The sequence below is a fragment of the Methylophaga frappieri genome (genome assembly GCF_000260965.1).
Lineage (GTDB): Bacteria > Pseudomonadota > Gammaproteobacteria > Nitrosococcales > Methylophagaceae > Methylophaga > Methylophaga frappieri.
Genome location: NC_017856.1, coordinates 1,800,404 through 1,827,379, shown reverse-complemented (window position 1 = coordinate 1,827,379; position 26,976 = coordinate 1,800,404). Strand labels below are relative to the sequence as shown.

Below are 26,976 nucleotides of genomic sequence, written 5' to 3'. Positions count from 1 at the left end.
GTCATATTTGCTCGGTAAGCTTTGCCCAAACCCTAATATTAGGATGGACTATATATGGCAACGACCGTCTTGCTGGTTGAGGATGATGCAGCGATCCGAGATATGCTCAGTTTTAGCCTCAAGCAGGCAGGTTTTAATTGCGAACCCACGCGAGATGCTGAGCAGGGCCTGGAATGGCTGAAAAATCAGCAACCCGACATGATTCTGTTGGACTGGATGCTGCCAGGTATTGATGGTATTGAGTTTATCCGTCGGCTGCGGGCGAATGAATTCTGGTCATCGATCCCTGTCATTATGCTGACCGCTAAAGGTGAAAGCGAAGATATGGTCAAAGGCCTGAGTGTTGGGGCTGATGACTATATTAATAAGCCATTTTCGCCACCAGAGCTGGTCGCTCGGATTAAAGCTGTGTTGCGCCGCTGTCGTACCCCAGATGATGATGGACAGAAATTACAATCAGGCACCCTGGTGCTGGATACAAAAAGCCACCGCGTCACGGTGAATAGCTCGCGAGTCGACTTGGGGCCAACCGAGTTTCGGCTATTGCACTTTTTCATGAAAAATCCTGACCGGGCATATAATCGTTCTCAATTACTGGATTTTGTCTGGGGCGATACGGTTTATATTGAAGAGCGCACGGTTGATGTTCATATTCGCCGGTTACGCAAGGCGCTCGAACCCACGGAACATGATGCGCTGATACAAACCGTGCGTGGTGTGGGCTACCGTTTTTCTGCCGATTAAGCGAGCCACGTTAGGATGTCATGGGATTACTGGCGCCTGATCACGCTGATCAGTCTAGCGGGTTTTTTGGGGCTGATTTTGGGTCACATGATGACCTTTTTATTTCTGGCCACCCTGGTTTATTTGCTCTGGCTGCAAGCCAAATGGCATAAACTCCTGAAGTGGTTACAAAAGCCAAAGAAAAACCTGCCACCGTCGAGTGAAGGAGTGATTGACGAAGTCTGTCGCAGTATTGAGCGAATGCGTGGCCAAAGTAGCAGCCGCAAAAAAAAGCTCGCAGCTTATTTGAAACGGTTTCAAAATGCGTCTGCTGCCTTACCCGATGCTATTGTTGTGCTAGGCGAGTTTGGCCAAGTGGATTGGGCCAATCAATCCGCTCGCCTGCTATTGGGTATTCACTGGCCGCGTGATGCGGGAGTGCGGGTAAATAACCTGATTCGAGATCCGGCTTTCCAGCAATTGCTGGATGATCCGCAAAATCAAAATGGCCTTGCCAATGTCGTCTCACCGGAAAATCCGGTCATGCAATTAGAGCTGAAGCTGGTCAATTATTCGAACAAAGATCGCTTACTGATCGCGCGAGATATTACGCAAACGATTAAGTTGCAACGTATGCGGCGTGACTTTGTCGCCAATGTTTCACACGAGTTACGCACGCCATTGACGGTGTTGCGAGGTTATCTGGAGAGCTTTACAGTAGAAAGTGAGCCAGAAATGTGGCGACAAGCATTGCCGGTGATGCAGGGACAGACCCAGCGAATGCATTACATGATTAAGGATTTGCTGGCACTGTCTCAACTGGAAACCGGTGAAAAACCGTTACAGCAGCGCCCAACCGATGTGGCCAAATTATTAAGCAGTATTGTTGCTGATGCCCAGCGACTAGAACATTTTCGAAACCATCAGATTACGCTGCACTGTGACTCTAAAAAGTGGTTGCTAGCCGATACCGATGAACTCCGAAGTGCGGTGTCCAACCTGGTATATAACGCGGTCAAGTACACCCCGGCAGAGACTGCTATCACAGTGCGTTGGTCAGTTGAGAATGCTGGCGGCATTATTGAAGTACAGGATGCAGGTGAGGGCATTGCCCAACATCATTTAGAAAGACTCACAGAACGTTTTTATCGAGTTGATAGTGGTCGTGCCCGGGAAACGGGGGGGACTGGATTGGGGCTGGCTATCGTCAAACACGTTTTACAACGACATCAAGCCGAATTGGTCATTGATAGTGAATTGGGGGTGGGAACCCGTTTTCGCTGTGTGTTCACTAATAATAGTTTGATGGACAAAATCGATGTGTAGCGGCGTTAGGCCGGTTACCGGTGCATGTCATAAAATTGAAATATAGATTTCATACCCTTGTCACAGTTTGTCGTGATACTGCCTCAGGAGTTCAGCGTAGACAGCGTTGAAACGTTTTCATTTAACCTAGGGAGTTCAACCCAGTATGTTCACCAAAAAAATCGCTCGGCTCGGCGCGGCGCTGGCAATGGCTTTTTCTGCGACCACCTTTGCAGATGTTGATCCCAATTTGCCGACCTACGAAAAAACCAGTGGCGTTTCTGGCAGTTTGTCCAGTGTGGGCTCCGATACACTGGCTAATCTGATGACCTTATGGGCAGAAGAATTCAAACGTGAATACCCAAATGTGACCATTCAGATTCAGGCGGCTGGTTCATCAACGGCACCTCCTGCCTTGACTGAAGGTACTTCAAATGTTGGTCCAATGAGCCGTAAGATGAAAGATGGCGAGGAAGCGGCGTTTGAAAAGAAATATGGATACAAACCAACGGCGATTCCAGTTGCTATCGATGCACTTGCTGTGTTCGCGCACAAAGATAACCCCATTGAAGGGCTGACGATGGCGCAGGTCGATGCCATTTTTTCAGCGACGCGCAAATGTGGTTATAACGAAGATATTACCAACTGGTCACAAGTAGGTGTGGCGGATCTAGGTAGTATTCAGTTGTACGGGCGTAATTCTGTGTCGGGCACTTACGGTTACTTCAAAGACAATGCATTATGCAAAGGTGACTTTAAAAACAGTGTCAATGAGCAACCCGGCTCGGCGTCAGTCGTGCAAGGTGTCACCAAGTCTCCAAACGGTATTGGTTACTCCGGCATTGGCTACAAAACCTCAGGCGTTAAAACTGTCCCGTTAGCCAAAGAAGCGGGCCAGCCATTTATTGACGCGACCGCAGAAAATGCCGCAGATGGTTCATTCCCGCTGTCACGTTTTCTTTGGGTCTATGTTAATAAAGCCCCTAACGAAGGTATGTCACCTATTGACCGTGAATTCATGAAAATGATTCTGTCAAAAGTGGGCCAGGAAGTGGTGGTGAAAGACGGTTACGTTCCTTTGCCAGAAAAAGTCGCTAAAAAATATCGCGATATGCTGAAATAGATCATAGATAACCGGTGCCCCGCCCGAGCTTCGCTTGGGCGGGGTATTTTATTCCGGGTCAGTGTTAAGGTATTTGCTGGTTCAGATGCCTTAGCAGTGTCCTGGCTGCCCCCATAGGCAAGTTAGCTTTAATTTGAGTGATTATCGTCTTATGTCGCAAAAAACAATGTCAGACAGCATCTTGCCTGCGCCAGATTCATCGGTCGCACGGCGTCGCCGACACTACCGTCAATTAAAAGATCGACTGGCAAAATGGATGGTCACCTCGGGTGGTCTGATGGTGATTGTGGCCATCGTATTGATTTTCTTTTACTTACTGTATGTGGTGATCCCACTGTTTGGTGGCGCTGATGTGCGTTCAGAGCAGCAGTTTACACAACCTGCCGATAACTACAGTCACTTGACCCTTGATGAATATAATGAAGTCGCCTTATCGCTGACGATGAATGGTGAACTTCGTTTTTTTGATGCCCATAGTGGGGCGTTGCTGCAAAGTCCTGAATTACCTCTCCCTGAGAATGCCACGATAGTCAGCTTCGCTGCAGGCAGTCAGCATACCGGTGTATTTAGCTATGGCTTTAGTGATGGTCAGGCTTTGTTGTTTCAGGAAGCATTCAATATCAGCTACCCGGAGGGCACAACACGGCTGATCTCACCCGAAATTCGTTATCCACTAGGCGACACCCCGGTTTCTGTGGATCCGGCTGGGCAGGCGCTGTCAATTTTAACGGCGCAATATGCCGATGATATGGCCACCTTTGCGGCGCTGACTGCAGATGGTCGTCTGGTGCTGACTCGTGTAAAAAAAGCGGTTAATTTTCTCGACGAAACCCAGTTTGATTTGGACACCGAGCAATGGATGCTGGCCACTGACAGCAGCGCGCCGGTGGCCGACCTGAAGATGGATGTGGATCAGCGCGAACTCTATGTCATATACGAAAACGGTGATATTGCCTTCTTTGATATTCAGCGTCAGGAACAGAGTCGTCTGGTTGATCGGGTTAACGCCGTACCAGAAGGCGTGAAGGTGACCGCGACCGAGTTTCTGGCAGGGGGGATTTCGCTGATCGTAGGTCGTAGTGACGGGCAGATCGATCAGTGGTTTCCGGTACGTGATGATGATAATCAGTACAGCCTGAAACGAATTCGCAGCTTCCACGAACAGCAGGCTGCGATTCACAAAATTGAGGTTGAGCAGAGCCGTAAAGGCTTTATGGCGCTTGATGCTGATGGCCGGTTAGGTGTTTATCACACGACAGCCCATCGCACGTTATTGGTTATGGATGCTCTGGATAATGCCGATGCTGTGATAGCTATTTCGCCACGTGCCAATGGCTTACTCAGTCTTGACCGCAGTGGTAGTGCTCGTTTTTTTGAGGTGGATAATGAGCATCCGGAAATATCCTGGCATTCATTGTGGGAAAAGGTCTGGTACGAGAGTCGCAGTGAGCCTGAATACCTTTGGCAATCGACTTCGGCAAGCAATGATTTTGAACCAAAACTCAGCTTAACGCCGCTGACTTTCGGCACATTGAAAGCCGCATTCTACGCCATGGTCGTGGCGATTCCGCTGGCTATTATGGGCGCTATCTATACCGCTTACTTCATGTCGTCACGAATGCGCGGTGTGGTTAAACCAACTATTGAGATCATGGAAGCCTTGCCGACGGTTATTCTGGGCTTTCTGGCAGGGTTATGGTTGGCGCCATTAATTGAAAACAACTTACCTGGTGCGTTAAGCATTGTGCTGTTTATGCCGCTGGTCATGTTGCTGGTGGCCTGGCTCTGGACGCGGCTGCCGAAGCGGTTTCGTCATGCTATTCCGGCGGGCTGGGAGGCGGCGATTCTGATTCCTTTCATTCTTCTTACCGGTTATGTCTGTTTACAGATGAGTGTGCCGGTGGAGCAGTTTTTGTTTGCTGGAGATATGCCGAGATGGCTGGAATCAGTTGGTATTGGTTATGACCAGCGCAATTCATTTGTGGTCGGTTTGATGATGGGGTTTGCGGTTATTCCCACTATTTTCTCGATTACCGAAGATGCCATTTTTAATGTCCCTAAACAATTGACGATCGGGTCACTTGCTTTGGGTGCAACACCTTGGCAAACCATGATGCGCGTGGTGTTACTGACCGCAAGTCCGGGGATTTTTTCTGCGGTAATGATTGGGCTTGGTCGGGCAGTAGGGGAAACCATGATCGTCCTGATGGCGACAGGGAATACACCTATTATGGATTTCAATATTTTCGAAGGGTTTCGTGCGCTCTCCGCCAATATTGCGGTTGAAATGCCTGAGTCAGAAGTGGGTAGTACGCATTTCCGGGTATTGTTTTTGGCGGCACTGGTGTTGTTTGTCGCCACCTTTATTTTCAACACACTGGCAGAGCTGGTTCGGCAACGCCTGCGTAAAAAATACAGCAGTCTGTAGAAGAGAGCCGTATGTCCAACCCAAATACATTTAAACAATGGTTTCAGAGCGGTCAGCCTTGGATCTGGCTGAATGCCGGTGCTTTAAGTTTGAGTTTAGTCGCTGTTATTGGACTGGTGCTGTTAATTGCGATACGTGGTTTGAGTCACTTCTGGCCTGCAGATGTCATGGCATTTGACTATGTTGAATCAGATCTAGAGACCGTTCAGTTAATGGGCGAGCAAATAGATACGGAGATGGTGCCAGCAGAACGTCTTGGCGATGAGTATTCCCTGCCGCCTGAACAAACTACGGCGCTACGTTATTTGATTAAAACCGGCAATCGGGATCAGTTTGGCCTGGATTTTCGTTGGGTCAATCAGGTGGGCATGGGGACGGTCAGCTATCCTGAAGATATCGTCGTCATTGAGCGTCGCGAGTGGGGCAATTTTTACGGTTATCTGACGCAGGTCAAGCAAGCCGGTTCCGTTGTTGCTGAAGGGGATGCTGCATGGTCTGCACTGCAGGATAGATTGGTGCGAAGTAAAGCGCTGATAGATCAGATTCACGACATTGAACGATCAGAAATCGGCAAAATCAATCAGATTCTTGAAAAGCAACGGCTGGCAGAACGACGTTTACAAATGGATGAAGTGCCGGCCCAGTCTCCAGCCTATGCCGAGATTGAAGCAGAAAGACAGCGCCAACGCATTGTCTATGAAAAGTTGATGGAGAAATTGGGGGCATTAAATACGGAACTCAGCCGCGATAGCATCGTTATGACAATGGCTGATGGACGCGAGGTAGAGGTTGCCCTGGCAAAAATCGTTGATGTATTTAAACCGAATGCGATGAGTCGGCTGGACAAGCTGCAACATTATTTCGGTGAGATGTGGAAGTTTGTTTCTGGTGAGCCACGAGAAGCGAATACCGAAGGCGGTATCTTTCCTGCAATTTTTGGTACGGTCATGATGGTACTTATCATGTCGGTACTGGTAACGCCGTTTGGCGTTATCGCGGCACTGTATCTTAAAGAGTATGCAAAGCAAGGGGTTGTGACGCGGACAATTCGTATTGCAGTGAATAATCTCGCCGGCGTGCCATCGATTGTTTATGGTGTGTTTGGTCTGGGATTTTTTGTTTATTTTCTGGGTGGCAATATTGATGACATTTTCTTTCAAGCGAAATTGCCGTCGCCAACTTTTGGTCAGCCAGGTCTGATGTGGGCATCTCTGACCTTGGCCATTTTGACGGTACCGGTTGTGATTGTTGCCACCGAAGAAGGACTGTCCCGGATACCACGTGCCATCCGCGAAGGCAGTCTTGCGCTTGGCGCGACCAAGGCTGAGACGTTATGGCGCACGGTTGTGCCAATGGCTGCCCCTGCAATGATGACCGGTTTGATTCTGGCCGTTGCCCGCGCAGCGGGTGAAGTGGCGCCATTAATGATGGTTGGCGTGGTCAAGTTGGCGCCAGCACTGGCCGTTGATTCAGTGGCGCCTTATCTGCATTTGGATCGGCAATTTATGCATCTGGGGTTTCATATTTATGATGTCGGATTCCAAAGTCCAAACGTTGAAGCAGCGCGGCCATTGGTCTACGCAACCGCATTTTTATTATTGTTAATTATTGTTGTGCTGAACCTGACGGCAATCAGTATTCGAAATCGTCTGCGTGAAAATTTTAAAGCGAGTGATAACTAATGGAAGCAGCCAAAACTGAAAAAGCCACGCCGCCCGGCATTCATGTGGAATCCATGCAGCGTGGTCCCAAAATGAATCTGGCTGAAGAAACGCCATGTATTGAAGTGCGGGATTTTAATTTATTCTACGGTGAGACGCAGGCACTCAAAAATATCAATGTCATGATTCCGCAGAATCGTGTCACGGCTTTCATTGGCCCGAGTGGCTGTGGTAAATCGACATTCTTACGTTGCTTTAACCGTATGAATGATTTGATCGACTCGGTTTCCGTTCAGGGGCAAATGTTATTGGATGGTGAAGATGTCAATTCGCCTGCCGTCAATGTGGCGGATTTGCGGCGTAAAGTTGGCATGGTCTTTCAAAAGCCTAACCCGTTTCCTAAGAGTATCTATGAAAATGTTGCTTATGGCCTGCGTTTGCAAGGTATTAATGATCGACAGACTTTAGACAAAGTCGTCGAAAAATCGCTGAAAGGCGCGGCACTATGGGATGAAGTCAAAGATCGCTTGCAGCAGTCGGCAATGGGCTTGTCTGGCGGCCAGCAGCAACGATTGGTCATTGCCCGTGCTATCGCCATCGAGCCGGAAGTGTTGTTACTGGATGAGCCTGCTTCAGCATTGGATCCCCTGTCGACTTTGAAAGTGGAAGAGCTGATTTATGAGCTGAAAGAGAAATACACGATTGTGATTGTTACCCATAATATGCAACAGGCGGCCCGGGTATCTGATTACACCGCCTTTTTATACATGGGGGAACTGATTGAGTTTGGGGCTACGGATGAGTTGTTTACCAATCCGGCCAAAAAACAAACTGAAGATTATATTACCGGCCGTTACGGTTAAACGCCTTTCAGGAGTATCACTATGGCAACAAACCAGTCGCAACATATTTCCCAGCAATTTGAAAAAGAATTGCAGGATATCCGCAGCCGGGTTCTGGCAATGGGGGGCTTGGTAGAGCAACAGGTCACACAAGCAATGGAGGCCTTGGTAACGGGGGATGCGGAGTTAGCCAGACAAGTCATCGGCAACGATGACAATGTCAATAAAATGGATGTTCTGATAGATGAAGAGTGCATTCAGATTATTGCCTTACGCCAACCTGCAGCGAGCGATCTGCGTCTGGTAACGGGCATATTAAAAACCATCACCGATATTGAGCGGATGGGTGATGAGGCCGTGCGCATCGCCAGAATGGCTCTTAATCTGAGTGACAAGGACCGGCCCAAAAAAAATTACCGGGAGTTACACTCTCTTGGGGTACATGTCCGTAAAATGCTCCATGATGCGCTGGATGCCTTTGCAAGATTTGATGTCGACAGCGCCCTCGCGGTTGCGCATGAGGATGCTGATGTCGACAGTGAATATGAAAGTATTTTGCGGCAGCTGATGACTTACATGATGGAAGATCCCCGCATGATCAGTCGAGTGGTTGACATGATGTGGTCAGCGCGATCTCTGGAACGGATTGGCGATCATGCCAGAAATGTTGCCGAGCACATTATCTATCTGGTTGAAGGTAAAGATGTGCGTCACTTGTCGGTTGAGAAAATTGAGCAAGTGGTGAAAGGCGAATAAATTCAGGCATTGCGTAACGAGAGAGTGTTGCCCGGTGCATCTGGTTTTAGAACGAAGCAGTTTGTGGACATGACAGTCATAGGCCTGCTCAGGCAGAATGCACTTATCTGTCTAATTGAGTGACTACATGCAATCCGATCTAGAAACCGAAGAAGTGCTCGCGGCCGTTGATCTCGGATCCAACAGTTTTCATATGATTATTGCCCGGTTACGTGACGGGCAATTCCAAATCATGGATCGACTGCGTGAGATGGTGCAGTTACGCGCGGGTCTGGACAAACATAATATGTTGTCTGATGCGGCGCAGAAACGTGCGGTTGCTTGTCTGGAACGATTTGGTCAGCGCATTCGCGAATTGCCACATAGTAAAGTTCGCATCGTCGGCACCAACACTTTGCGTAACGCGGAAAATAGCCGTGACTTTCTCCGGCTGGCGCGACAAGCGCTTGGTCATCCAATCGAAATTGTTACCGGGGAAGAAGAAGCACGCCTGATTTATCTGGGGGTGGCACGATCGCTGGCCTTTGATAATCAACGCCGACTGGTCATGGATATTGGGGGTGGCAGCACCGAGTTTATTATCGGTGAAGGTGTGTCAGGTCAGATGCGTGAAAGCCTGGAAATGGGCTGTGTCAGTTTCACCCAGCAATTTTTTTCAGATGGACACATCTCTGCGATTCAGATGCATTCTGCCATTTTGGCAGCCGCCATTCGGTTGCGTTCGATTCAACGTCCTTATCAGAGAATGGGCTGGGTGGAGGCCGTCGGTGCCTCGGGAACCATTCGCTGTGTTGCCGATATTGTCACCGCGCAAGGCTGGACGGAAAATGGTGTGATAACAACCACTTCATTAGAAAAGCTTATCGAAGCTTTACTGACCGCCGGACATCAGGAAAAAATTGATCTGCAAGGCCTGAGTGATGAACGAAAATCGGTATTACCGGCTGGTGTTGCTATTCTGAAAGCGGCTTTTGATCGATTGAAAATTGATCGCATGGTGGTGTCTGATGGGGCATTGCGTGAGGGCTTGCTCTATGACTTGCAAGGCCGGATACAGCATGATGATGAGCGCGATCGTACGGTACAGGCTCTGATACGACGTTATCAGGTCGATGAAGCGCATGCGAGGCGCGTCAGCGAGATGGCGGGGCAGCTGTTTCAGCAAGTGGCGGCAGACTGGCAGCTCAATCAGGATGAGCATCTGTGCAAGTTACAATGGGCGGCACAGCTCCATGAGGTTGGGCTTGCTATTTCACATTATCAGTATCACAAGCATGCTGCTTATCTAGTGGCACATTCTGATATGCCGGGTTTTTCGCGTGAAGAACAATATGCTTTGTCTGCGATGATGCGAGGGCAACGTCGCTCGATACCGTCGAAACAAATTAATCAGCTTTCCGAAGAGTTACAGTTGCCAACGCTACGATTAATGGTGCTGTTGCGACTGTCTCTGGTTTTCAATCGTGGCCGCAGTGAACAAACGGATACCTACGTCAAGCTGATGGTAACTGAAAAAGGGTTAAAATTAACGCTGCCACCGGACTGGCTGAGTGATCATCCTCTGACAGAGGCCGACTTGAAGCAGGAAAAACACTACCTCAAGTCGGCAGATATTCGTTTGAAAATAGACACCTAACCAAGTTTTGTATCCGCCCTTAAAGGCTGGTGGCAATGATAAAGTTAAGCCATCAAAAGCTAAACGTGACGCCGGCATACACGGAGCGCCCCATGCCGGGCACTGTCACGCCCCAAGGAATGCTTGTCCCCATTGTTGCGCCTTGGCCAAGATAAGCGCCGCTGAGTGGATGGCTATAATCCTTATCGAATAAATTCTCAACGCCTAACTCAAATTGTGCCTGTTTGTAACGGTAACTTGTTCGCAGATGTAGTAAGCCATAACCTGACGTTTTGATTTCATTGCGTTCTTTATTAACGCGATCTTTACTGTCAACGAGTTGCCACTCAATGCTGTTTTGCCAATTGTTTTTCTCATGAGCCAGCACAACGCGTGCATTCAGCGGCATCATGTTGTAAAGATCATCATTCGTTTCTCGGTTTTCACCGCGGACAAAGCTTAGCGTGGCGCGGACATCAAAGCGTCCCCAATCTTGATGGTGGCCCAGGTGTTTATAACCAGCCAGATCCGCACCATAAAGCCGCGCATTAACATTGGTATATTGCAGATAGACAAAATCATTCTGACGCGTCAGATTGTCGGCGGTACAGACTGCGCCCATCATCATGCCCATTGCCCCAGCACAGCGACCTGCATCGATAAAGTCGTCGACGTAGCTAATGTAGGGGGTAAAGGTAATTTGCCAGCTTTCTTGCGCCGCATCATGCCAGTTGGCGGTCAAACTGAAGGTATGTGCAATCTCTGGGTCCAGTTCGGTGTTACCAACATAGCCATTACCGTCACCCACTAAGTTAACCATCCGCATTGCCATGCCATGTTGTGACCAGGCAAACCGTTCATAAAGGTTTGGTGAACGTGTCTTACGAGCATAACCAAATTCATAGGATGCCGTTTTATCAGGAGTAAAGCGTGCGAGTAAGGTGAAATCAAAATTGCTGTCGGTCTGATTGCGATCAGATGCATTAAAGACAGCGGCATCAGCACCGTACATCATTTCGTTGTAACCCTGAACTGTGTCAGCATCCATGTTTACTGTTTCATGGCGAATGCCGGCCAGCGTTAGCCATTTTTTATTCCACTGAGCTTCCCATTCAGTATAAATACCGTATCGATCACGCTCGCCGTTATTGATATTCCAAAACGTGTTGGGTGCCATCATCATGCCTCCTGATGCTTCCCAGAAGTCATCCAGCCGATAACGTTGAATATCTCCACCGACACGGATGAGATCGCGTTGATTTAACGGGATTTCAGTTTTGACAGACAGGCCAGTGTTGCTTCCTTCCGTCTCCATCGGCATACCGGCTGCAACGCCGTACATAAACTGTTTATCCTCACCAAACTGCATTTTATGATGGGTTTTTTCGTGGAATAAATTAGCCTCCAACAGCCCCCAGTCAAACGCCCCACTGTAAATCAGGTTAAGTTGGTTGCTGCGATTTTCCACCATATCCATCCGCTGATTAGGCCAACCCTGATAAGGAATATCTTGGTGAGCAAATTTGAGTTGTAAAAGTTGAGTATTCGTCAGTTTGAAACCCAGATTAAGCGCATGATTGCGTGTTTCATAGGCGGTCGAGCCAACTTCATCGGCATCCAGTGCGCCTCGATCAACGGCAGTATTGCCAGCGGGTTTGAAGCCGGCCCCTGCATCATAATTATTGGCCTTGGCAATGGCGCCATCGTAGCGGAAGCTGAATCGCTCAGATGCCAGTGTTGCAGAAACACTGCCGCCTCGGGCATCACCATTACTGCGGTAGTAAGTACTTAATTCTCCTTTTTGCAGAATTTCTTCTGCATTATCAGCAAACTCGGGGTCAGCTGAATTTGCAATGATAGTGCCGCCAATGCTATCGCCACCCAAGCTAACCGGGGCGATACCAGAGTAGACCCGAATTTCCGATACACGGGTTGGGCTGATATAGGATAACGGGGGATTCATATGATTTGCGCAAGCGGAGATCAGATCCATACCATCTACCTTGATACGTAACCTGTCGTCGGCAAAGCCACGTAAGAAGGGAAGGCTGGCTGCGCCACCACCTTGGTAGACCGACATGCCGGCAACCGCATTTAGTAAACTGGCCGTATCACTGGTTCGTGCCTGATGTGCCTTTATCGCATCTTTATCAAGACGGCTATCAACAACAGGGGTACTCAGGGGCGCGGTAACCAGCATTTTGCTTAAAGCATCGGTATGATGGTGTTCGTGTTGGGCGTGACTCTGACCTGCGATAACCAGACCAGAAAAAGTAAGGACGTGTCTGAGTTTGCCTTTCATCATGATTCTTAAAATAATTAAAAAAAGAGACAAATTAGTCGAAAAAAGTGACTGAGTTATCGGTTATTTGCTTGGCAGTGTGTGAAATCCCGCAAATTTGTTGCTTTATATTGCGATAGATTACCGCGGCTTAGAGAGTTGCTCAGGATTGATAGATGGATATCGTTACCAGTTCGCTTGTCAGCGCATTTTTACTGGGCTTATTTAGCTCAGCGCATTGTGTTGCCATGTGTGGTTCTGTAATTGGTGCGCTGACTCTAAGTCTGCCAGCCACGGTACGCAATAACCCTGTGCGAATGTTGCCATTTGTATTTAACTACAACCTTGGTCGTATTATTAGCTATAGCCTTGCAGGGGGAATTGTTGGTGCAATTACGTCACCACTGGTTGATTTGGGCGGGCTGCAATGGCTAAGGGGCGCATCTATTTTGATTATGGTGGGTATGGGGTTGTATCTCGCTGGTTGGTGGCCTCAGTTTGCCCGTATCGAAAAAATTGGTACACCAGTATGGCGATGGCTACAGCCACTTAGCCAGAAGTTATTACCGGTAACCTCGAAATTGCAGGCCTTTTGCTTTGGAGCAGTTTGGGGCTGGCTACCATGTGGTTTAGTCTACGCTGCGCTAATAACCGCTGCTGCAACTGGTGATCCGCTTACGGCGAGTGCCTCAATGCTGGCATTTGGTTTAGGGACGCTGCCTGCCGTTATGGGGACAGGATTTTTGGTTGGATTTTTAAGTAAAACAGCCAGGACGAGGTGGTTTCGACGTTTAGCTGGAATACTGATTATGATGATGGCGATTATCATGCTGATCTCACCTCTCATCATGCACGATGGCCATGATAATCACTCGCATCAGCAGCATGAGCATGATAGTGGGGCGCAGTCATGACATCACTGCCCGCATTAATTGGTCATACCCCGGAGATGATGCATATTCAACGTTTGTTGCCAATGATCGCGACAAGCGATGCCAGTGTGTTAATCAGTGGCGAGACGGGGACGGGCAAAGAGCTGGTCGCACGGACGCTGCATCAGCTCAGTCGTCGACGTGAAACAACCATGGTTGTCTTGAACTGTGCTGCGTTACCAACCCAAGACGTTGAAGTTGATTTATTTGGTCGAGCAAATACTTCGGGCCAAATTTTGGAAACAGGGCGTTTGTTGGCCGCAGATAATGGTACGGTCTTTCTTGATGAGGTTGATGCACTGCCATTGGCGTTGCAAGCCAAAGTATTACGCTTTCTTGAAGCGGGGGAGTGCCAACTGCCTGGCAGTCATAAATTACACATCATTAATGCGCGAGTGATTGCTGCAACCAGTGCGGACCTGCCCGATCTTGTTAAGAATGGGCAATTCAGGGCTGATTTATATTATCGATTGCAGGTTGTGCCTATCGAGCTGCTGCCGCTTCGTGAACGGCGTGACGATATTTCATTGCTTGTTCAAGCTTTTTGTCGGCAATTTGCCGGCAATAATAGCCCCGTTCGTTTTGAGAAAAGCGTATTACAGCAACTGCAGCACTACGCTTTTCCCGGAAATGTTCGGGAATTAGCCAATCTTTGCCAACGGCTGAGTTTGATCCAGCCAGGGAGTGTTATAAAGCTGGTGGATTTGCCCTCTGAAATGCAAGACATCTCACCTGAAACCCCAACGTTTACCTTGCCTGATTCGGGCATTGACCTCGCCGCACTCGAGCTCGATATGATTGAGCAGGCTTTAGCCAAAGCAGCAGGGAATCGGTCTAAAGCGGCAAGATTGCTGGGCATTAGTCGCGATACCTTGCTGTATCGAATGCAAAAGTATGGTTTGACCGAATAGCCAGACTCGGGTGTTTTTAGGGCTATTTCTGGTTACACTATTCATCTATGTTTTTGTGAGTAAAAATCATGCAACCTTATTTGGCATTATTGCGCGACGTTATGGAAAACGGCGTCGACAAAAGTGATCGCACTGGTACGGGCACACGCAGTGTGTTTGGACGGCAGCTTCGATATGACTTGCGTGCCGGGTTTCCGTTGTTAACCACAAAAAAACTGCATATCCGCAGTATTTTGCATGAGCTGCTCTGGTTTTTAAGTGGTGAGACGAATATTCGCTATTTACAGGAAAACGGCGTGTCTATTTGGGATGAATGGGCAACGCCTGATGGTGAGCTTGGCCCGGTTTATGGGGCACAATGGCGACGTTGGCAAGGCGCAGATGGCCAGGTTTATGATCAGGTGACAGACCTGGTTGAAGGGCTTAAAAATAATCCAGACAGCCGTCGCCACATTATTAATGGCTGGAATGTAGCCGAGTTACCAATTGAAAGTGACAAACCTTGGGAAAATGCCGCAGCGGGGCGTATGGCTTTACCGCCTTGCCATTTGTTGTACCAGTTTTATGTGGCAGACAAAACCTTAAGTGCCTCGTTGTATATTCGCAGTAATGACCTGTTTTTGGGCAATCCTTACAATACGGCCTCGCTGGCTTTTCTGACACATATGTTGGCCCAACAATGTGATTATGATGTCGGTGATATTGTGATCAGCATTGGTGATGCACATATTTATCGCAATCATTTTGAGCAGGTGCAAACCCAGTTACAGCGTGAGCCTGGCCCTCTACCACAGTTACGCATTCGACGTCGGCCAGCGTCTATCTTTGACTATCGATTTGAGGATTTTGAAATCGTCAATTATGAGGCGCAACCGCATATCAAAGCGCCGATTGCGGTATGAGCATCGCTGAAGCGACATGCTGATGACGTTGTCAATTTCACGGAACACACTCACGCAACTTCCGCGTGATCTGTTAAGCCTTTTAGCTAGCGTCTTATGATTGATATTTTGGCACTGCAATTGGCCTGGTTTGCCTGTGTGCCGGTGTATTGTGCCGCGAGACAGCAAAAAATACGGGATTTGCCTTTGGCAAAGTCAGTGGCGTGGCCGTTATTTCTCGTTGGTAGTGTCTTGGCAACGATACTGCTAATGCAGAGTTATCATTGGCTTACCGCCGTTGTGCTGGTTTTATTGGTGGTGATGCTGGGCTGGATTTTGCTTGCAATCGTGACACCTTATTTTGTCCATGCATGGCGTGTGTTACCAGCGATTTCTTTGTTGGTGTTGATTGTGTCATTAATTGGGTATGGCGATGTGGGCTAAAACACTGATTGGATTTGTGGTCAGTCTGGTTCTCAACCTCAGCCTGATGGTGAATATTGCTTATTTGTTGCCTTTGTCCAGGCAGGTTTATCTGCTCATTGGTTTTGTCGGCGGAATTTTGTTGTGGGCAGCCATTATGACTGTGTTTTATTGTCATGACAGGCTTGCTCAACCATTGAAATATTGCTTGCCTTTGTTGGTTGTCTCGGCGGCAGTGAATGCCTTGTTCGTCACTGGAATACTGGTATGAAGACAGGTACAGTCAAGAATGCACTTGAGGCGCATGGCTGGGTTGGATTGTTCATTTCGGTGCCACTTTTTATTGTCTTCTGGGCAGGCGCCGTTACGCTGTTTTATCCAGAAGTGCAACGCTGGTCAGCAATGCCACACTTTCCACTGACACAACAAAATGAGCGCATTGACTTATCGACACTGCTGGAGAAAAAAATAGCAGAACATGACGTTGATCCCACTCACCCCATATCAATTTATTTGCCCAGTGATCACTCACCCTATCTCAACCTTGAGTTGCCGGTGCATCCGACGCATGAAGGTGATGACACGGGGGATGAAGATCACCATCACCGACATCTGATGATCGATCCTGTCAGTGGTGAAACGCTCTCACAGTCCGAACCTTTTCAACTGGCCAACTTCCTCAATCGTTTGCATTTCTCATTGAAATTGCCGCAAGGGCTTTACCTGGTCGGCATTGTCACATTCTTTTTCCTAGTGTTGGTTTTTACCGGCATCTTGATTCAGCTGCGAAATCTGGTTAAGAATTTTTTTCTGTATCGCCACCAAAAACCGATTCGTCCCAAAATGAATGACTTACATACTGTAGTCGGTGTGATCAGCCTGCCCTATGGTTTGATGTATGCCCTGACAGGCGTGATGTTTAATCTGAGTATTATTTTTCAGATCACAACGGTCATGATGTTATATCAAGGCGATATGCAGACCATGATGCAAGATGCCGGCTTTGACAGACCAACATCCAGTCGAGTTGAAGTTATCCATGAGATGCCGGATTTGGATACGTTGTTGCAACAGGTGGCAACAGAAAATAACCTGACTGTCAGGTCGGTACATCTAGAAAATTATGGTGATGCGGGGGCATTGATCGGTTTTTCGGGCCTGGAGAACGGCAGCTTTTCACGTTCAGTGGATCGTTACTATCAAGTCGCCAGTGATACCTTTCCTGACGCTCTCAACCCGGATCAGCCAAACTTGTTTATGGATGGGGTGACTTTGTTATTCAGTTTGCATATGGCGAACTTTGCTGGCGTTGATTTACGACTGCTGTATTTTTTATTGGCGATTGGGGTTTGTGCCATGATTGTGGCCGGCAATGTACTTTGGATGGCTAAGCGTCAGCAGGCATCTTACTCGCGAATAAACGCAGTGATGCGTGGTCTGACGCTGGGTGGGACGATGGGTGCGGTGGTTGCGACTGCCGTCGCTTTTTTTCTCGAACGTGCGTTGCCGGTGGATTTACTTGCGCGCGCTGACTGGATGATGTCTGGTTTTGGTATTACGCTACTGCTAGCGGTCCTCCTTGCCTATGTTAATCCCGATTATAAACGGTATCTGGCGAACAGTTGTCTTTTGACAGCTGCAGTATTGTTGCTGACCGTGAGCCTGGATGTGTTCAATTTCAGCACGGTTATCGTGGCGCTTTGGCAATCAGGTTATGTGCAGGTGGCTGCCGTTAGTATGGGCCTTTTCCTAAGTGCCGTTTTGATGGCTTGGCTTGGCTTGAGGCTATTAAAAACCTCTCAATCCGCCGCTACAGCACATAATTAAATTTTGCCAAGTTGCGCGAGTGAACGCGTGTCACCATCGCCAATAATAATATGATCCAACACCCGAACATCAATTAACGACAATGCTTGTTGCAGGCGCTGTGTTATCTGAATATCCGCCTGACTGGGCTCAGCGATACCAGACGGGTGATTATGTGCAAAGATAACCGCCGCTGCATGATGTTTTAACGCGGCTTTAACGACTTCCCTTGGATAGACGCTGGCACTATCAATCGTGCCGTGAAATAAAGGGTCAAAACTAATCAGACGATGACGTGTGTCCAAAAACAAGCAGGCAAACACTTCATGATTGAAGTGTCTCAGTTGGCGCTGTAAATATTGGCGGGTGGTGGCGGCATCGGTAAAAGCATCGCCGCGACTCAATGTCGATTCTAAATGACGACGCCCCATTTCCAGTACCGCTTGAAGCTGCACAAATTTTGCTTTACCTAACCCATGATGTTGGCAAAATGTTGGTTGATCCGCTTCCAGCAAGGCCCGCAAGCTGCCAAAATCAGATAATAATTTACGCGCCAGATCGACCGCAGATAAACCGGCAACGCCAGTACGTAAAAAAATCGCCAGCAACTCCGCATCGGAAAGAGTGCCTGCCCCGGATAACAATAATTTTTCCCGCGGCCGCTCATTGGCCGGCCAGTCCCTGATAGCCATCTGTCGCTCCCTGCGTCAGTTATGAGCTGACTTTAGCGGGCTGGCGGTAAGACGGCAAGTCTTGTCTCTTGTTTGATAAGCAATTTATCGTTACTGTCGCTGAAGAGCGAGGCAGGAGTGGCATCATGTTGGTTAAATTTCATACAAAAGCCTATGCGGATATCACCATGTTGGGTGATGTGGCATTGACCATGCTAAAAATAATGGGCCATAGCGGTACCGTTCCGGGCGCGATAGTGGCTGCGGATTTACCCGCAGCGCTGACCAGATTGCAGACGGCTGTTCAGGCTGATAAAAAACATACGGCGCCCGACGATCCCGATGCCGAATTTCAGCCTGGTCTCGCACAACGTGCACTGCCCCTGATTGAGTTAATCTCCGCTGCAATCTCTGCTGATGCGGATGTGATGTGGGATACACCCTGAGGAAAAACGATGTTCAAAAAAACGGGTATTGCTCTGCTTGCCAGCCTGGTTATCCTGACCGGCTGTGGTCTAAAGACTTCTGGTGTCCAGCCGCTTGGCAAAGACACTTATGTCGTCTCCAGTGAAGCGATGAATGAACCTGAAGCCAAAGGATCGGCATTATCACAGGCGCAGGCGCATTGTGCCGAACGCAGTCGGCAAGTGCTGGTTACTAAACAATACAAACGCCATAAGGTTCGTTATTACTATGATGTGACCTTCATGTGTTTGCCTTCAGGAGATGAACGATTGGTCGATCCTGAGTACGAGGCGGTTCCCCTTTCCCATTAAACCGGCAAAGCAAGTCTTTAGTGCCGTTGGTTATCGCTTTTCTTGTCACCTGAATGGCCTGAGTTTGGCCTGAGTCAAGCGTTGAGATTTATTCAAATCAGTCCTTTTTTCGCGTGTTCATCTGGGAATCTCTGACGGTTAATCGTTAACTTTTCCGGCGTTATTTAGCCATTTTTGGGCTTGGCCTGCCTAGTTTGGATTGCACCTGCAAAAACAATCACTTGTCTGTACTATTGTCTTGAAAAAGCGTATCCTTACGGCCCTTTGCAACTCAAAAAACAATATGGCCGGAAAACTTTTTATCAGAACCTTTGGCTGCCAGATGAACGAGTACGACTCGAACAAAATGGCGGAAGTCTTGGGTGCTTCACATCAGCTAGAGCCAACAGAAATTGCCGAAGAGGCCGATGTGCTGCTGTTGAATACCTGTTCGATTAGGGAAAAAGCGCAGGAAAAAGTCTTTCATCAGTTAGGTCGTTGGAAACGTTGGAAAGATCAGAAACCTGGCTTGGTTATTGGCGTCGGCGGCTGTGTCGCCAGCCAGGAAGGTGAAGCAATTCGCAAGCGTGCGCCATGGGTAGATTTGATTTTTGGCCCACAAACACTGCACCGATTGCCCGAAATGCTCAGTGATGTGCGTCGAAACCATCGACCAGAAATTGATATTTCTTTCCCCGAAATAGAAAAGTTTGATCATCTGCCGGCACCACGTGCTGATGGGCCGACCGCGTTTGTGTCGATTATGGAAGGCTGCAGTAAATATTGTACGTTTTGTGTCGTCCCCTACACCCGTGGTGAGGAAGTCAGTCGCCCCGTGGGCAGTATTTTGCGAGAGATTCGACAACTGGCGGCACAAGGTGTCCGTGAAGTCAATTTGCTTGGGCAAAATGTGAATGCCTATCAGGGTATTATTGAAGATGATGAAACGGCAGATTTGGCGTTGCTGATTCACTATGTCGCGGCAATTGACGGCATTGAGCGGATTCGTTTTACCACGTCGCATCCGGTGGAGTTTTCCGACAGCCTGATAGCGGCGTTTGCTGAAGTGCCAGAGCTTGTCAGTCATCTGCATCTGCCCGTGCAGTCGGGATCTAACCGCATTCTCGCGATGATGAAGCGAGGTCATACGGTTGCGCAATACATTGAAAAAATTGACCGATTAAAACAAATCCGTCCCAATTTGAGCATGTCTAGCGATTTTATTGTTGGCTTTCCTAATGAGGGTGAACAGGACTTTAATGACACCATGGATTTGATTAATCAGATTGGTTTCGATCATTCATTCAGCTTTATTTATAGTGCTCGGCCCGGCACCCCTGCGGCCATGTTTGTTGATGATGTCAGTGAAGAATTGAAGAAACAACGCCTGCAAATCATGCAGGATCGACTGCGTGAGTTGGAAATGGGGATCAGTGAGTCAATGGTTGGCTCCACGCAACGTATTCTCGTTGAGCGTCCTGCCCAGCGTGGCCAAGGAGAAGTCGCCGGACGTACAGAAAATAACCGGGTGGTGAATTTTCCGGGTGATCCAACGTTGATCGGCAAATTCGTTGATGTACGTATTACCGGTGCGTTTAGTAACTCCTTGCGGGGTGAACTGCTTGCTGATAGCGTTATCCATTAAGTATCTCTGGACAGTTTTTTGTGAGCGATAGTATTTCTTCTGTAGACAGTATTGGTTTTGAGCTAAGCCCAGCTGACAATCCGCGACTTGCCAACCTTTGTGGGCATCTTGATGAACATTTGCGCATGATGGAGCGTGGCTTTGGTGTTGAGATAAATAATCGTGGCGGTAAGTTTCAGATTATTGGCCATCCTGACAAACTGGCAGATATTCAGGATGTCATTCATCGTCTGTATGCCGAAACGGCCCAGAATGCATTGACGCCTGAGCAGGTGCATCTGGCTATTCGCGAGACGGGTGGCGATGACAGCACAGGTTTTGAGCCGGAAAAAGAAGTCACCATCAAAACCAAGCGGGGACTGGTGAAGGCGCGAGGTGAAAATCAGCAAGCCTATCTGCGTCGCATCATCACTCACGATATTAATTTTGGCATTGGTCCGGCGGGAACAGGTAAGACATATCTGGCCGTTGCCTGTGCAGTTGAGGCGTTGGAGCGCGACTTTGCACGCCGTATTGTGCTGGTTAGACCTGCTGTTGAAGCGGGAGAGCGTCTGGGTTTTTTGCCTGGGGATTTAGCGCAAAAAGTGGATCCGTATTTACGTCCTTTGTTTGATGCGCTTTATGAAATGCTGGGTTTTGAGCGAGTTGCCAAACTCATCGAACGCAATGTGATTGAAGTTGCCCCGCTCGCTTATATGCGAGGACGAACGCTTAATGAAGCGTTTATTATTCTTGATGAAGCGCAGAACACAACTTGTGAACAGATGAAGATGTTTTTGACGCGGCTTGGCTATAACTCTACCGCTGTTATTACCGGCGATATTACCCAGATTGACCTTCCTGTCGCTCAGCGAAGTGGTTTGCGCCATGCTATCGAAGTGCTGAAAGAAGTCGAGGGTATCGGATTTACTTTTTTCCAAGCCAAGGATGTGGTGCGCCACTCGCTGGTACAAAAGGTCATTCTGGCCTACGACAAGGCTGAGCAAAAGCGGTGAAAACCGTCTTGATTGATTTGCAGCATGCGGTTGCAGATCCTTTACCTGCAGATGACGATTTCCAACGTTGGGCAGAGGCCGCATTGACGCTGGTTGATGTCGATTGTGAGTTGTGTATTCGCATTGTTGATGTGGCAGAAAGTCAGCAGCTCAATCATCAGTATCGCCAAAAAGATTATCCAACCAATGTGCTGTCTTTTCCGTTTGACGCGCCAATTGCGCTAGAGCCTCGTCTGCTGGGCGATCTGGTCATGTGCGCACCTGTTGTCAAGAAAGAGGCGTCAGAACAAGGTAAACCGGAACAACATCATTGGGCACATTTAACGATTCACGGTTGTTTGCATTTATTAGGCTATGATCACCTTAACGATGAGGAAGCCGAAGAAATGGAAGCGCTGGAAATCCAGATTTTGCAAACTTTAGACATTGCTAACCCCTACCTTGAACCGAGGTTATGATCATGAATGAGGGCCGATCGAGTCGCTCAACTCCACCCAAGTCGTGGCTGAAACGCCTACGAAATGTATTTCTTCAGCCTAAGGATCAATCGCAACTGATTGAAGTCATCCGGCAGGCATCCGAGCAAAATATTCTTGATGCGGAAGCGCTTTCCATTGTTGAAGGAGCGCTGAGTGTATCGCAAATGCAGGCCCGAGATATCATGATTCCGCGGTCTCAAGTGGTGATGATTTCACGTGATGCGCCGGCGGCTGAAATTTTGAAGTTGGTAACAGATGCAACGCATTCTCGGTTTCCGGTTATCGATGATGATCGTGATGATGTTATCGGAATATTGCTGGCCAAGGATTTATTGTCATCGGTGGTGGCAGCTGGTGAGTTTGATTTCGAATTGAGAGAGTTGTTGCGTCCGGCGGTATTTATCCCGGAAAGCAAGCGCTTGAATGTGTTGTTGAGAGAGTTTCGGGCTCGCCGTAATCATATGGCAATCGTTGTCGATGAATATGGAGGTGTGGCAGGCATCGTTACTATCGAAAATGTATTGGAACAGATTGTCGGTGAAATCGAGGATGAACATGATTTTGATGACGATACGCCAATCCTGCAGCGTGATGAGCATACCTATACCATCAAGGCACTGACACCAGTAGAAGATTTTAATGAATACTTTGGCACAGACTGGGACGAAGATGATTTTGATACCGTGGGTGGTCATGTTGTGAATCAGTTCGGACATCTTCCTGGTCGTGGTGAACAAATTACCATTGGCCGCTTTGAGTTTTCTATTTTGCGGGCAGATAACCGTCGAGTCCATTTACTGAGGATGTCGATTATAGCTGAACCGAGCGATGAAGAGACTGAATCTGACTGATGTTTAGCGAATCGCGACAGGGAGTGCGGGGGGCTTGGGGTAGCTGGCTGGCATTGTTAGCTGGCGCTATCATGCCTTTAGGGTTTGCGCCCTTTTATGCTTTTCCTGTTTGTATTTTCAGTTTGCTGTTACTGTTTTTAAGTTGGCGAGATGTGCCTGCATCGCGTGCTTTTTGGCGGGGCTGGTTGTTTGGGGTTGGCTTATTTACCGTTGGGATCTCGTGGATTTATGTGGCGATCCATGTTTTTGGACAAGCAAGCTGGCCACTTGCCGGTGGCTTGACCGCGGGTTTTATTGCGTTTCTAGCATTAATGCCGGCTATGTTGGGGTGGCTGGTCAAAAAAAGTCAACATCGGCGATTTGGTACGGCAGAGTATGTCGTTTTACTGCCCATTGCCTGGGTTGCTTTTGAAGTTTTCAAAAGTGTCTTTTTGTCTGGCTTTCCTTGGCTGGAAGTCGGTACAGCGCAGATTGATAGTCCGCTGGCAGGATGGATACCATTGTTGGGCGTGTACGGTGCATCCTGGCTGGTTGCGCTGACCGCGGGGTTGCTATTGGTTGCATGGCAGTCACGACAGTTTTTGTGGCTGTTGCCCGCCTTATCTCTTTGGGCATTGGGGCCCGTATTAAATCAAATAGATTGGACCGCTGAAGCGGGTAATCCGATTCGATTCAGTCTGATTCAGGGCAATATCGATCAGGCGATTAAATGGGATGCGGCGCAGTTAAACCGCACGCTTTCGCTTTATGCCGAATTGACTGCCGATAATTGGGATAGTGATCTGGTTATCTGGCCTGAAAATGCGGCAACCGCGTTTTTTCATCAAATTGATGACGCCTTTCTAACCCCCCTCGCTGCAGAGGCCGCCAGGCATGATACCGAGTTGCTGATTGGTTTGCCTGTGCTGGATGCAGATGGTGAGCAGTATTACAACAGTATGGCCATGCTGGGCGAAGAACCGATGTTTTATCACAAAAAACAGTTGGTGCCTTTTGGCGATTACATGCCATTTGAATGGCTGCGGGGTTTGATCGCGTTTTTTGATTTGCCGATGTCTGGATTTGTGCCGGGCCAAGCAACGCAACCGCTGATTAAAGCGACGGGCCAAACACTGGGGATTACCATCTGTTACGAAGATGCGTTTACGGAAGAGGTCCGGCAAACCCTTCCAGAAGCAACCTTGCTGGTCAATGCAACCAATAATGCGTGGTATGGAGATTCTTTTGCACCACATCAGCATTTACAAATTTCGCGAAGCCGTGCGCTAGAGTCCGGGCGGCCCTTGTTGCGGGTGACGACTAATGGCATCTCAGCGCAGGTTGATCATCAGGGGAAAATCGTACAGCAAAGTCCACAATTTGCGACATCGGTGCTGTCTGGTGAGATTCAGCCCCGGCAGGGAATGACACCATACGTCCAGTTTGGTCAATGGCCGTTTCGACTTGGACTTTTGCTGTTATTGGCCGGCTGGGCGTATTATCGGATTTTTTACCAGCGCGACGAGTTCTGAGCCCAGCATGCAGCTTTTAACCATTCAGCGGATTTTAGGCATTTTGCTGGCCTTGTTCAGTCTCACGATGCTGCCGCCGATTTTTGTTTCCTGGTTATTTGAAGATGGTGAAGCGCAGGCGTTTATTAGTGCTTTGTTTTTATTACTGGCGTTTGGACTGGCACTGTGGCTACCCGCCAGAAAACATCGCAAAGAATTGAAGATACGCGATGGGTTTATCGTTGTTGTGATGTTCTGGCTAGCGCTGGGATTATCTGGATCTTTGCCATTTTTTCTCTCGACAAATCCGTTAATGAGCTTTACGGATGCGGTTTTTGAGTCGATGTCAGGGCTGACCACAACAGGCTCAACGGTGTTGACCGGATTGGATGAGCTGCCACAGTCCATTTTGTTTTATCGACAGTTTTTGCAATGGCTCGGCGGCATGGGGATCGTCGTCTTGGCCGTAGCGATTTTGCCTTTGTTAGGCGTCGGTGGTATGCAATTGTATCGAGCAGAAACGCCGGGGCCGATGAAAGATGCCAAACTGACACCGCGAATTACTGAAACCGCGAAAGCACTTTGGTATATCTACATGAGTTTAACGATTGCTTGCGCGATTGCCTATCATTGGGCCGGCATGACATGGTTTGACGCGATATGCCATAGCTTTTCTACCGTTGCGATAGGTGGGTTTTCTACTCACGATGCCAGTATCGGCCACTTTAACAGCGGGCTTATCGAAATGATTGCTGTGTTGTTTATGCTGATTTCAGCATTGAATTTCTCATTACATTTTTTAGCTTGGCGCGGTCGCAGTGTTAAGCACTATTGGCAAGATTCCGAGCTCCGCGTCTTTTTCGGCATTATGCTTGTTGTATCGCTGGTCACGTTTGCCTACCTAATGTTAACTGCAACGGTCGAAGGTATTGGTTTAACAGCCAGGCAAGCGATTTTTCAGACGGTATCCATAGGCACGACGGCTGGGTTTGCAACGGCAGATTTTGCTTATTGGCCAGGTTTTTTGCCCATCTTGCTGCTATTTTGCAGTTACATCGGCGGTTGTGCCTTTTCGACTGCGGGGGGGATGAAAGTGATCCGGGTCATGCTGTTATTTAAACAGGGTTACCGGGAAGTACTACGGCTTATTCACCCGAATGGTGTGTTTGCCATACGGGTAAATGGAAAAGCCTTGCCAGCAAAAGTGGTTGGTGCAGTGTGGGGGTTTTTTGCCCTGTATGTTTTTTGTTTCACCATTATGCATCTGGCCTTAATGTCGACTGGATTGGATGTGGTTACGGCCTTCTCCGCAGTAACCGCCTGTTTGAATAATCTGGGCCCGGGGTTGGGCGATGTATCCGCTAATTTTGGCACGATAAACGATACCTCCAAATGGATATTGTGTGTCGCCATGTTATTGGGGCGGTTGGAGATTTTCACCTTATTGGTATTGTTAACACCGGCTTTTTGGCGGCGTTAATTGGATGATCGATCAGGCCGACAAATGGAATCGGCGATATCGCGATGAGGCAGATGACCTAAAATTCGGCGCCGCGACGGTACTCGCAGATAATCTGTATTTGCTACCCGATAGGGGCCTGGCGCTGGATCTCGCTTGTGGTCGAGGCGGTAATGCCGAACTGCTTGCCAGACAAGGTTTGACGGTTGATGCAGTCGATATCTCCTCAGTTGTGATTCAGCAATTACAACATCGTGCAGAGGCGGCGGGTTTGCCAGTGAGGGCATACCTCGCTGAGGCATCAACTTGGCTAAAACAATCCGTGCGCTACGATGTGATAGTCGTCAGTCATTTCTTGCAGCGGACGCTGTGTCCAGTCATTACTGAGGCATTGGCTCCGGGAGGTTTGCTGTTTTATCAAACCTGGTGTCAGCAGCGGGTTGATGAAATCGGTCCGCGCAACCCGGATTATTTATTACGCGAAAATGAATTGTTAAGGCTGTTTCAATCGCTGCGGTTGCGTTACTATCAGGAATTGGGAACGCTCGGAGATACACAGTGTGGTAAACGCAATGTTGCGATGTTTATCGGGCAGACGCGTGATGGTAATGCAGTGTGAACAAAAAATTAAAACTTGCTGGCGGTGCTGTTGATCAGTAGAATAATGCGGTTCAGAGACAGGAAAACGCTTGGCGTTTTTAGCAAACCACCTATTTACGAGTATTAAAATGAAAGCGGATATCCACCCAGAATATAGCGAAATCAATGTCACTTGCAGCTGTGGCAGCACATTTAAAACCCGTTCAACCCGTGGCGGTGACTTAACTCTGGACGTTTGTTCAGATTGTCATCCATTCTACACGGGTAAGCAAAAAATGCTGGATAGCGCGGGTCGTGTTGATAAATTCCGTCAAAAATACGGAAAATAAACTCGGGGGGCATGC

At 48.4% G+C, this 26,976-nt stretch carries 26 protein-coding genes; 24 read left to right on the top strand and 2 right to left on the bottom strand.

Annotation, left to right across the window (positions count from 1 at the left end; genetic code table 11):
* Positions 1-54 precede the first annotated feature (54 nt).
* The 8 genes from phoB to ppx all read left to right on the top strand — a co-directional run bounded on the left by phoB (position 55) and on the right by ppx (position 10,474).
* Positions 55-744, top strand: coding sequence for a phosphate regulon transcriptional regulator PhoB (gene phoB / locus Q7C_RS08755; protein WP_014704378.1), 690 nt, complete (start codon positions 55-57; stop codon positions 742-744).
* Between the two features lie 15 nt (positions 745-759).
* Positions 760-2,049, top strand: a complete 1,290-nt coding sequence (gene phoR, locus Q7C_RS08750) for a phosphate regulon sensor histidine kinase PhoR (RefSeq protein WP_014704377.1) — start codon at positions 760-762, stop codon at positions 2,047-2,049.
* Between the two features lie 145 nt (positions 2,050-2,194).
* Complete coding sequence (locus Q7C_RS08745; RefSeq protein ID WP_014704376.1) at positions 2,195-3,151, top strand: PstS family phosphate ABC transporter substrate-binding protein; 957 nt, start codon at positions 2,195-2,197, stop codon at positions 3,149-3,151.
* Positions 3,152-3,317: 166 nt separating this feature from the next.
* Entirely contained in the window at positions 3,318-5,579 is a 2,262-nt protein-coding gene (locus tag Q7C_RS08740; RefSeq protein ID WP_014704375.1) for an ABC transporter permease subunit, read from the top strand.
* Positions 5,580-5,590: 11 nt separating this feature from the next.
* The gene (gene pstA / locus Q7C_RS08735) at positions 5,591-7,261 is read left to right on the top strand and encodes a phosphate ABC transporter permease PstA (protein WP_014704374.1); all 1,671 of its coding nucleotides are present in this window, start codon (positions 5,591-5,593) and stop codon (positions 7,259-7,261) included.
* Positions 7,261-8,103 (top strand): phosphate ABC transporter ATP-binding protein PstB, encoded by an 843-nt coding sequence (gene pstB, locus Q7C_RS08730; RefSeq protein ID WP_014704373.1) that lies wholly within the window; start codon positions 7,261-7,263, stop codon positions 8,101-8,103. Before pstA ends, pstB begins: the two co-directional genes overlap by 1 nt.
* 21 nt (positions 8,104-8,124) lie before the next feature.
* A complete protein-coding gene (phoU, locus tag Q7C_RS08725) occupies positions 8,125-8,838 on the top strand; it encodes a phosphate signaling complex protein PhoU (RefSeq protein ID WP_014704372.1) in 714 nt (237 codons plus the stop codon).
* 127 nt (positions 8,839-8,965) lie between these two features.
* Positions 8,966-10,474: an exopolyphosphatase gene (gene ppx / locus Q7C_RS08720; protein WP_014704371.1), complete on the top strand. Its 1,509-nt coding sequence runs from the start codon at positions 8,966-8,968 to the stop codon at positions 10,472-10,474.
* Positions 10,475-10,526: 52 nt separating this feature from the next.
* On the opposite strand, the gene Q7C_RS08715 is transcribed toward ppx, so the two are convergent.
* Positions 10,527-12,758: a TonB-dependent receptor gene (locus tag Q7C_RS08715; RefSeq protein ID WP_238532301.1), complete on the bottom strand. Its 2,232-nt coding sequence runs from the start codon at positions 12,756-12,758 to the stop codon at positions 10,527-10,529.
* A gap of 152 nt (positions 12,759-12,910) precedes the next feature.
* Here Q7C_RS08715 and Q7C_RS08710 point away from each other — a divergent pair, with 152 nt between their 5' ends.
* From Q7C_RS08710 to Q7C_RS08685, 6 genes are all read left to right on the top strand, one after another.
* A complete protein-coding gene (locus Q7C_RS08710; protein WP_014704369.1) occupies positions 12,911-13,648 on the top strand; it encodes a sulfite exporter TauE/SafE family protein in 738 nt (245 codons plus the stop codon).
* Positions 13,645-14,577, top strand: a complete 933-nt coding sequence (locus Q7C_RS08705; RefSeq protein ID WP_014704368.1) for a sigma 54-interacting transcriptional regulator — start codon at positions 13,645-13,647, stop codon at positions 14,575-14,577. The genes Q7C_RS08710 and Q7C_RS08705 overlap by 4 nt, the downstream gene beginning before the upstream one ends.
* Positions 14,578-14,645: 68 nt before the next feature.
* Positions 14,646-15,479 carry a thymidylate synthase gene (locus Q7C_RS08700; RefSeq protein WP_014704367.1) on the top strand — a complete coding sequence of 278 codons (834 nt, stop codon included), beginning with the start codon at positions 14,646-14,648 and terminating at the stop codon, positions 15,477-15,479.
* A gap of 96 nt (positions 15,480-15,575) precedes the next feature.
* Positions 15,576-15,902, top strand: a complete 327-nt coding sequence (locus tag Q7C_RS08695; RefSeq protein ID WP_014704366.1) for a hypothetical protein — start codon at positions 15,576-15,578, stop codon at positions 15,900-15,902.
* Positions 15,892-16,152, top strand: a complete 261-nt coding sequence (locus Q7C_RS08690; protein ID WP_014704365.1) for a hypothetical protein — start codon at positions 15,892-15,894, stop codon at positions 16,150-16,152. Before Q7C_RS08695 ends, Q7C_RS08690 begins: the two co-directional genes overlap by 11 nt.
* Positions 16,149-17,708 carry a PepSY-associated TM helix domain-containing protein gene (locus Q7C_RS08685; protein ID WP_014704364.1) on the top strand — a complete coding sequence of 520 codons (1,560 nt, stop codon included), beginning with the start codon at positions 16,149-16,151 and terminating at the stop codon, positions 17,706-17,708. Before Q7C_RS08690 ends, Q7C_RS08685 begins: the two co-directional genes overlap by 4 nt.
* Here Q7C_RS08685 and radC read toward each other — a convergent pair.
* A complete protein-coding gene (radC, locus tag Q7C_RS08680; RefSeq protein WP_014704363.1) occupies positions 17,705-18,379 on the bottom strand; it encodes a RadC family protein in 675 nt (224 codons plus the stop codon). The two genes, Q7C_RS08685 and radC, sit on opposite strands and share 4 nt — an antisense overlap.
* Before the next feature lie 125 nt (positions 18,380-18,504).
* Here radC and Q7C_RS08675 point away from each other — a divergent pair, with 125 nt between their 5' ends.
* The 10 genes from Q7C_RS08675 (at position 18,505) to rpmE (ending at position 26,961) form a co-directional block, all read left to right on the top strand.
* The gene (locus tag Q7C_RS08675) at positions 18,505-18,804 is read left to right on the top strand and encodes a DUF1840 domain-containing protein (protein WP_014704362.1); all 300 of its coding nucleotides are present in this window, start codon (positions 18,505-18,507) and stop codon (positions 18,802-18,804) included.
* A 9-nt stretch (positions 18,805-18,813) separates the two neighbouring features.
* Entirely contained in the window at positions 18,814-19,134 is a 321-nt protein-coding gene (locus Q7C_RS08670; protein ID WP_014704361.1) for a hypothetical protein, read from the top strand.
* Between the two features lie 283 nt (positions 19,135-19,417).
* Positions 19,418-20,758 carry a tRNA (N6-isopentenyl adenosine(37)-C2)-methylthiotransferase MiaB gene (gene miaB / locus Q7C_RS08665; RefSeq protein WP_014704360.1) on the top strand — a complete coding sequence of 447 codons (1,341 nt, stop codon included), beginning with the start codon at positions 19,418-19,420 and terminating at the stop codon, positions 20,756-20,758.
* Between the two features lie 20 nt (positions 20,759-20,778).
* Entirely contained in the window at positions 20,779-21,753 is a 975-nt protein-coding gene (locus Q7C_RS08660; RefSeq protein WP_014704359.1) for a PhoH family protein, read from the top strand.
* Entirely contained in the window at positions 21,750-22,211 is a 462-nt protein-coding gene (ybeY, locus tag Q7C_RS08655) for an rRNA maturation RNase YbeY (RefSeq protein ID WP_014704358.1), read from the top strand. Before Q7C_RS08660 ends, ybeY begins: the two co-directional genes overlap by 4 nt.
* A gap of 2 nt (positions 22,212-22,213) precedes the next feature.
* Positions 22,214-23,083 carry an HlyC/CorC family transporter gene (locus Q7C_RS08650; protein WP_014704357.1) on the top strand — a complete coding sequence of 290 codons (870 nt, stop codon included), beginning with the start codon at positions 22,214-22,216 and terminating at the stop codon, positions 23,081-23,083.
* Positions 23,083-24,594 carry an apolipoprotein N-acyltransferase gene (gene lnt / locus Q7C_RS08645; RefSeq protein WP_014704356.1) on the top strand — a complete coding sequence of 504 codons (1,512 nt, stop codon included), beginning with the start codon at positions 23,083-23,085 and terminating at the stop codon, positions 24,592-24,594. Before Q7C_RS08650 ends, lnt begins: the two co-directional genes overlap by 1 nt.
* A gap of 7 nt (positions 24,595-24,601) precedes the next feature.
* The gene (locus Q7C_RS08640; RefSeq protein WP_014704355.1) at positions 24,602-26,053 is read left to right on the top strand and encodes a TrkH family potassium uptake protein; all 1,452 of its coding nucleotides are present in this window, start codon (positions 24,602-24,604) and stop codon (positions 26,051-26,053) included.
* A gap of 4 nt (positions 26,054-26,057) precedes the next feature.
* Positions 26,058-26,651, top strand: a complete 594-nt coding sequence (locus tag Q7C_RS08635; RefSeq protein WP_014704354.1) for a class I SAM-dependent methyltransferase — start codon at positions 26,058-26,060, stop codon at positions 26,649-26,651.
* A gap of 109 nt (positions 26,652-26,760) precedes the next feature.
* Entirely contained in the window at positions 26,761-26,961 is a 201-nt protein-coding gene (gene rpmE / locus Q7C_RS08630) for a 50S ribosomal protein L31 (protein ID WP_041367055.1), read from the top strand.
* Positions 26,962-26,976: the final 15 nt, after the last annotated feature.

What these genes read in the sequence shown, in the direction of transcription:
- Q7C_RS08635 (WP_014704354.1), top strand. Translation starts at nt 26,058, where the DNA reads ATGATCGATCAGGCCGACAAATGGAATCGGCGATATCGCGATGAGGCA.
- miaB (WP_014704360.1), top strand. Translation starts at nt 19,418, where the DNA reads ATGGCCGGAAAACTTTTTATCAGAACCTTTGGCTGCCAGATGAACGAG.
- pstA (WP_014704374.1), top strand. Translation starts at nt 5,591, where the DNA reads ATGTCCAACCCAAATACATTTAAACAATGGTTTCAGAGCGGTCAGCCT.
- Q7C_RS08650 (WP_014704357.1), top strand. Translation starts at nt 22,214, where the DNA reads ATGAATGAGGGCCGATCGAGTCGCTCAACTCCACCCAAGTCGTGGCTG.
- Q7C_RS08695 (WP_014704366.1), top strand. Translation starts at nt 15,576, where the DNA reads ATGATTGATATTTTGGCACTGCAATTGGCCTGGTTTGCCTGTGTGCCG.
- Q7C_RS08670 (WP_014704361.1), top strand. Translation starts at nt 18,814, where the DNA reads ATGTTCAAAAAAACGGGTATTGCTCTGCTTGCCAGCCTGGTTATCCTG.
- Q7C_RS08715 (WP_238532301.1), bottom strand. Translation starts at nt 12,758, where the DNA reads ATGATGAAAGGCAAACTCAGACACGTCCTTACTTTTTCTGGTCTGGTT.
- Q7C_RS08685 (WP_014704364.1), top strand. Translation starts at nt 16,149, where the DNA reads ATGAAGACAGGTACAGTCAAGAATGCACTTGAGGCGCATGGCTGGGTT.
- Q7C_RS08675 (WP_014704362.1), top strand. Translation starts at nt 18,505, where the DNA reads ATGTTGGTTAAATTTCATACAAAAGCCTATGCGGATATCACCATGTTG.
- lnt (WP_014704356.1), top strand. Translation starts at nt 23,083, where the DNA reads ATGTTTAGCGAATCGCGACAGGGAGTGCGGGGGGCTTGGGGTAGCTGG.
- Q7C_RS08745 (WP_014704376.1), top strand. Translation starts at nt 2,195, where the DNA reads ATGTTCACCAAAAAAATCGCTCGGCTCGGCGCGGCGCTGGCAATGGCT.
- phoU (WP_014704372.1), top strand. Translation starts at nt 8,125, where the DNA reads ATGGCAACAAACCAGTCGCAACATATTTCCCAGCAATTTGAAAAAGAA.
- Q7C_RS08690 (WP_014704365.1), top strand. Translation starts at nt 15,892, where the DNA reads ATGTGGGCTAAAACACTGATTGGATTTGTGGTCAGTCTGGTTCTCAAC.
- Q7C_RS08640 (WP_014704355.1), top strand. Translation starts at nt 24,602, where the DNA reads ATGCAGCTTTTAACCATTCAGCGGATTTTAGGCATTTTGCTGGCCTTG.
- Q7C_RS08740 (WP_014704375.1), top strand. Translation starts at nt 3,318, where the DNA reads ATGTCAGACAGCATCTTGCCTGCGCCAGATTCATCGGTCGCACGGCGT.
- Q7C_RS08705 (WP_014704368.1), top strand. Translation starts at nt 13,645, where the DNA reads ATGACATCACTGCCCGCATTAATTGGTCATACCCCGGAGATGATGCAT.
- pstB (WP_014704373.1), top strand. Translation starts at nt 7,261, where the DNA reads ATGGAAGCAGCCAAAACTGAAAAAGCCACGCCGCCCGGCATTCATGTG.
- ppx (WP_014704371.1), top strand. Translation starts at nt 8,966, where the DNA reads ATGCAATCCGATCTAGAAACCGAAGAAGTGCTCGCGGCCGTTGATCTC.
- radC (WP_014704363.1), bottom strand. Translation starts at nt 18,379, where the DNA reads ATGGCTATCAGGGACTGGCCGGCCAATGAGCGGCCGCGGGAAAAATTA.
- Q7C_RS08710 (WP_014704369.1), top strand. Translation starts at nt 12,911, where the DNA reads ATGGATATCGTTACCAGTTCGCTTGTCAGCGCATTTTTACTGGGCTTA.
- rpmE (WP_041367055.1), top strand. Translation starts at nt 26,761, where the DNA reads ATGAAAGCGGATATCCACCCAGAATATAGCGAAATCAATGTCACTTGC.
- phoB (WP_014704378.1), top strand. Translation starts at nt 55, where the DNA reads ATGGCAACGACCGTCTTGCTGGTTGAGGATGATGCAGCGATCCGAGAT.
- phoR (WP_014704377.1), top strand. Translation starts at nt 760, where the DNA reads ATGTCATGGGATTACTGGCGCCTGATCACGCTGATCAGTCTAGCGGGT.
- Q7C_RS08700 (WP_014704367.1), top strand. Translation starts at nt 14,646, where the DNA reads ATGCAACCTTATTTGGCATTATTGCGCGACGTTATGGAAAACGGCGTC.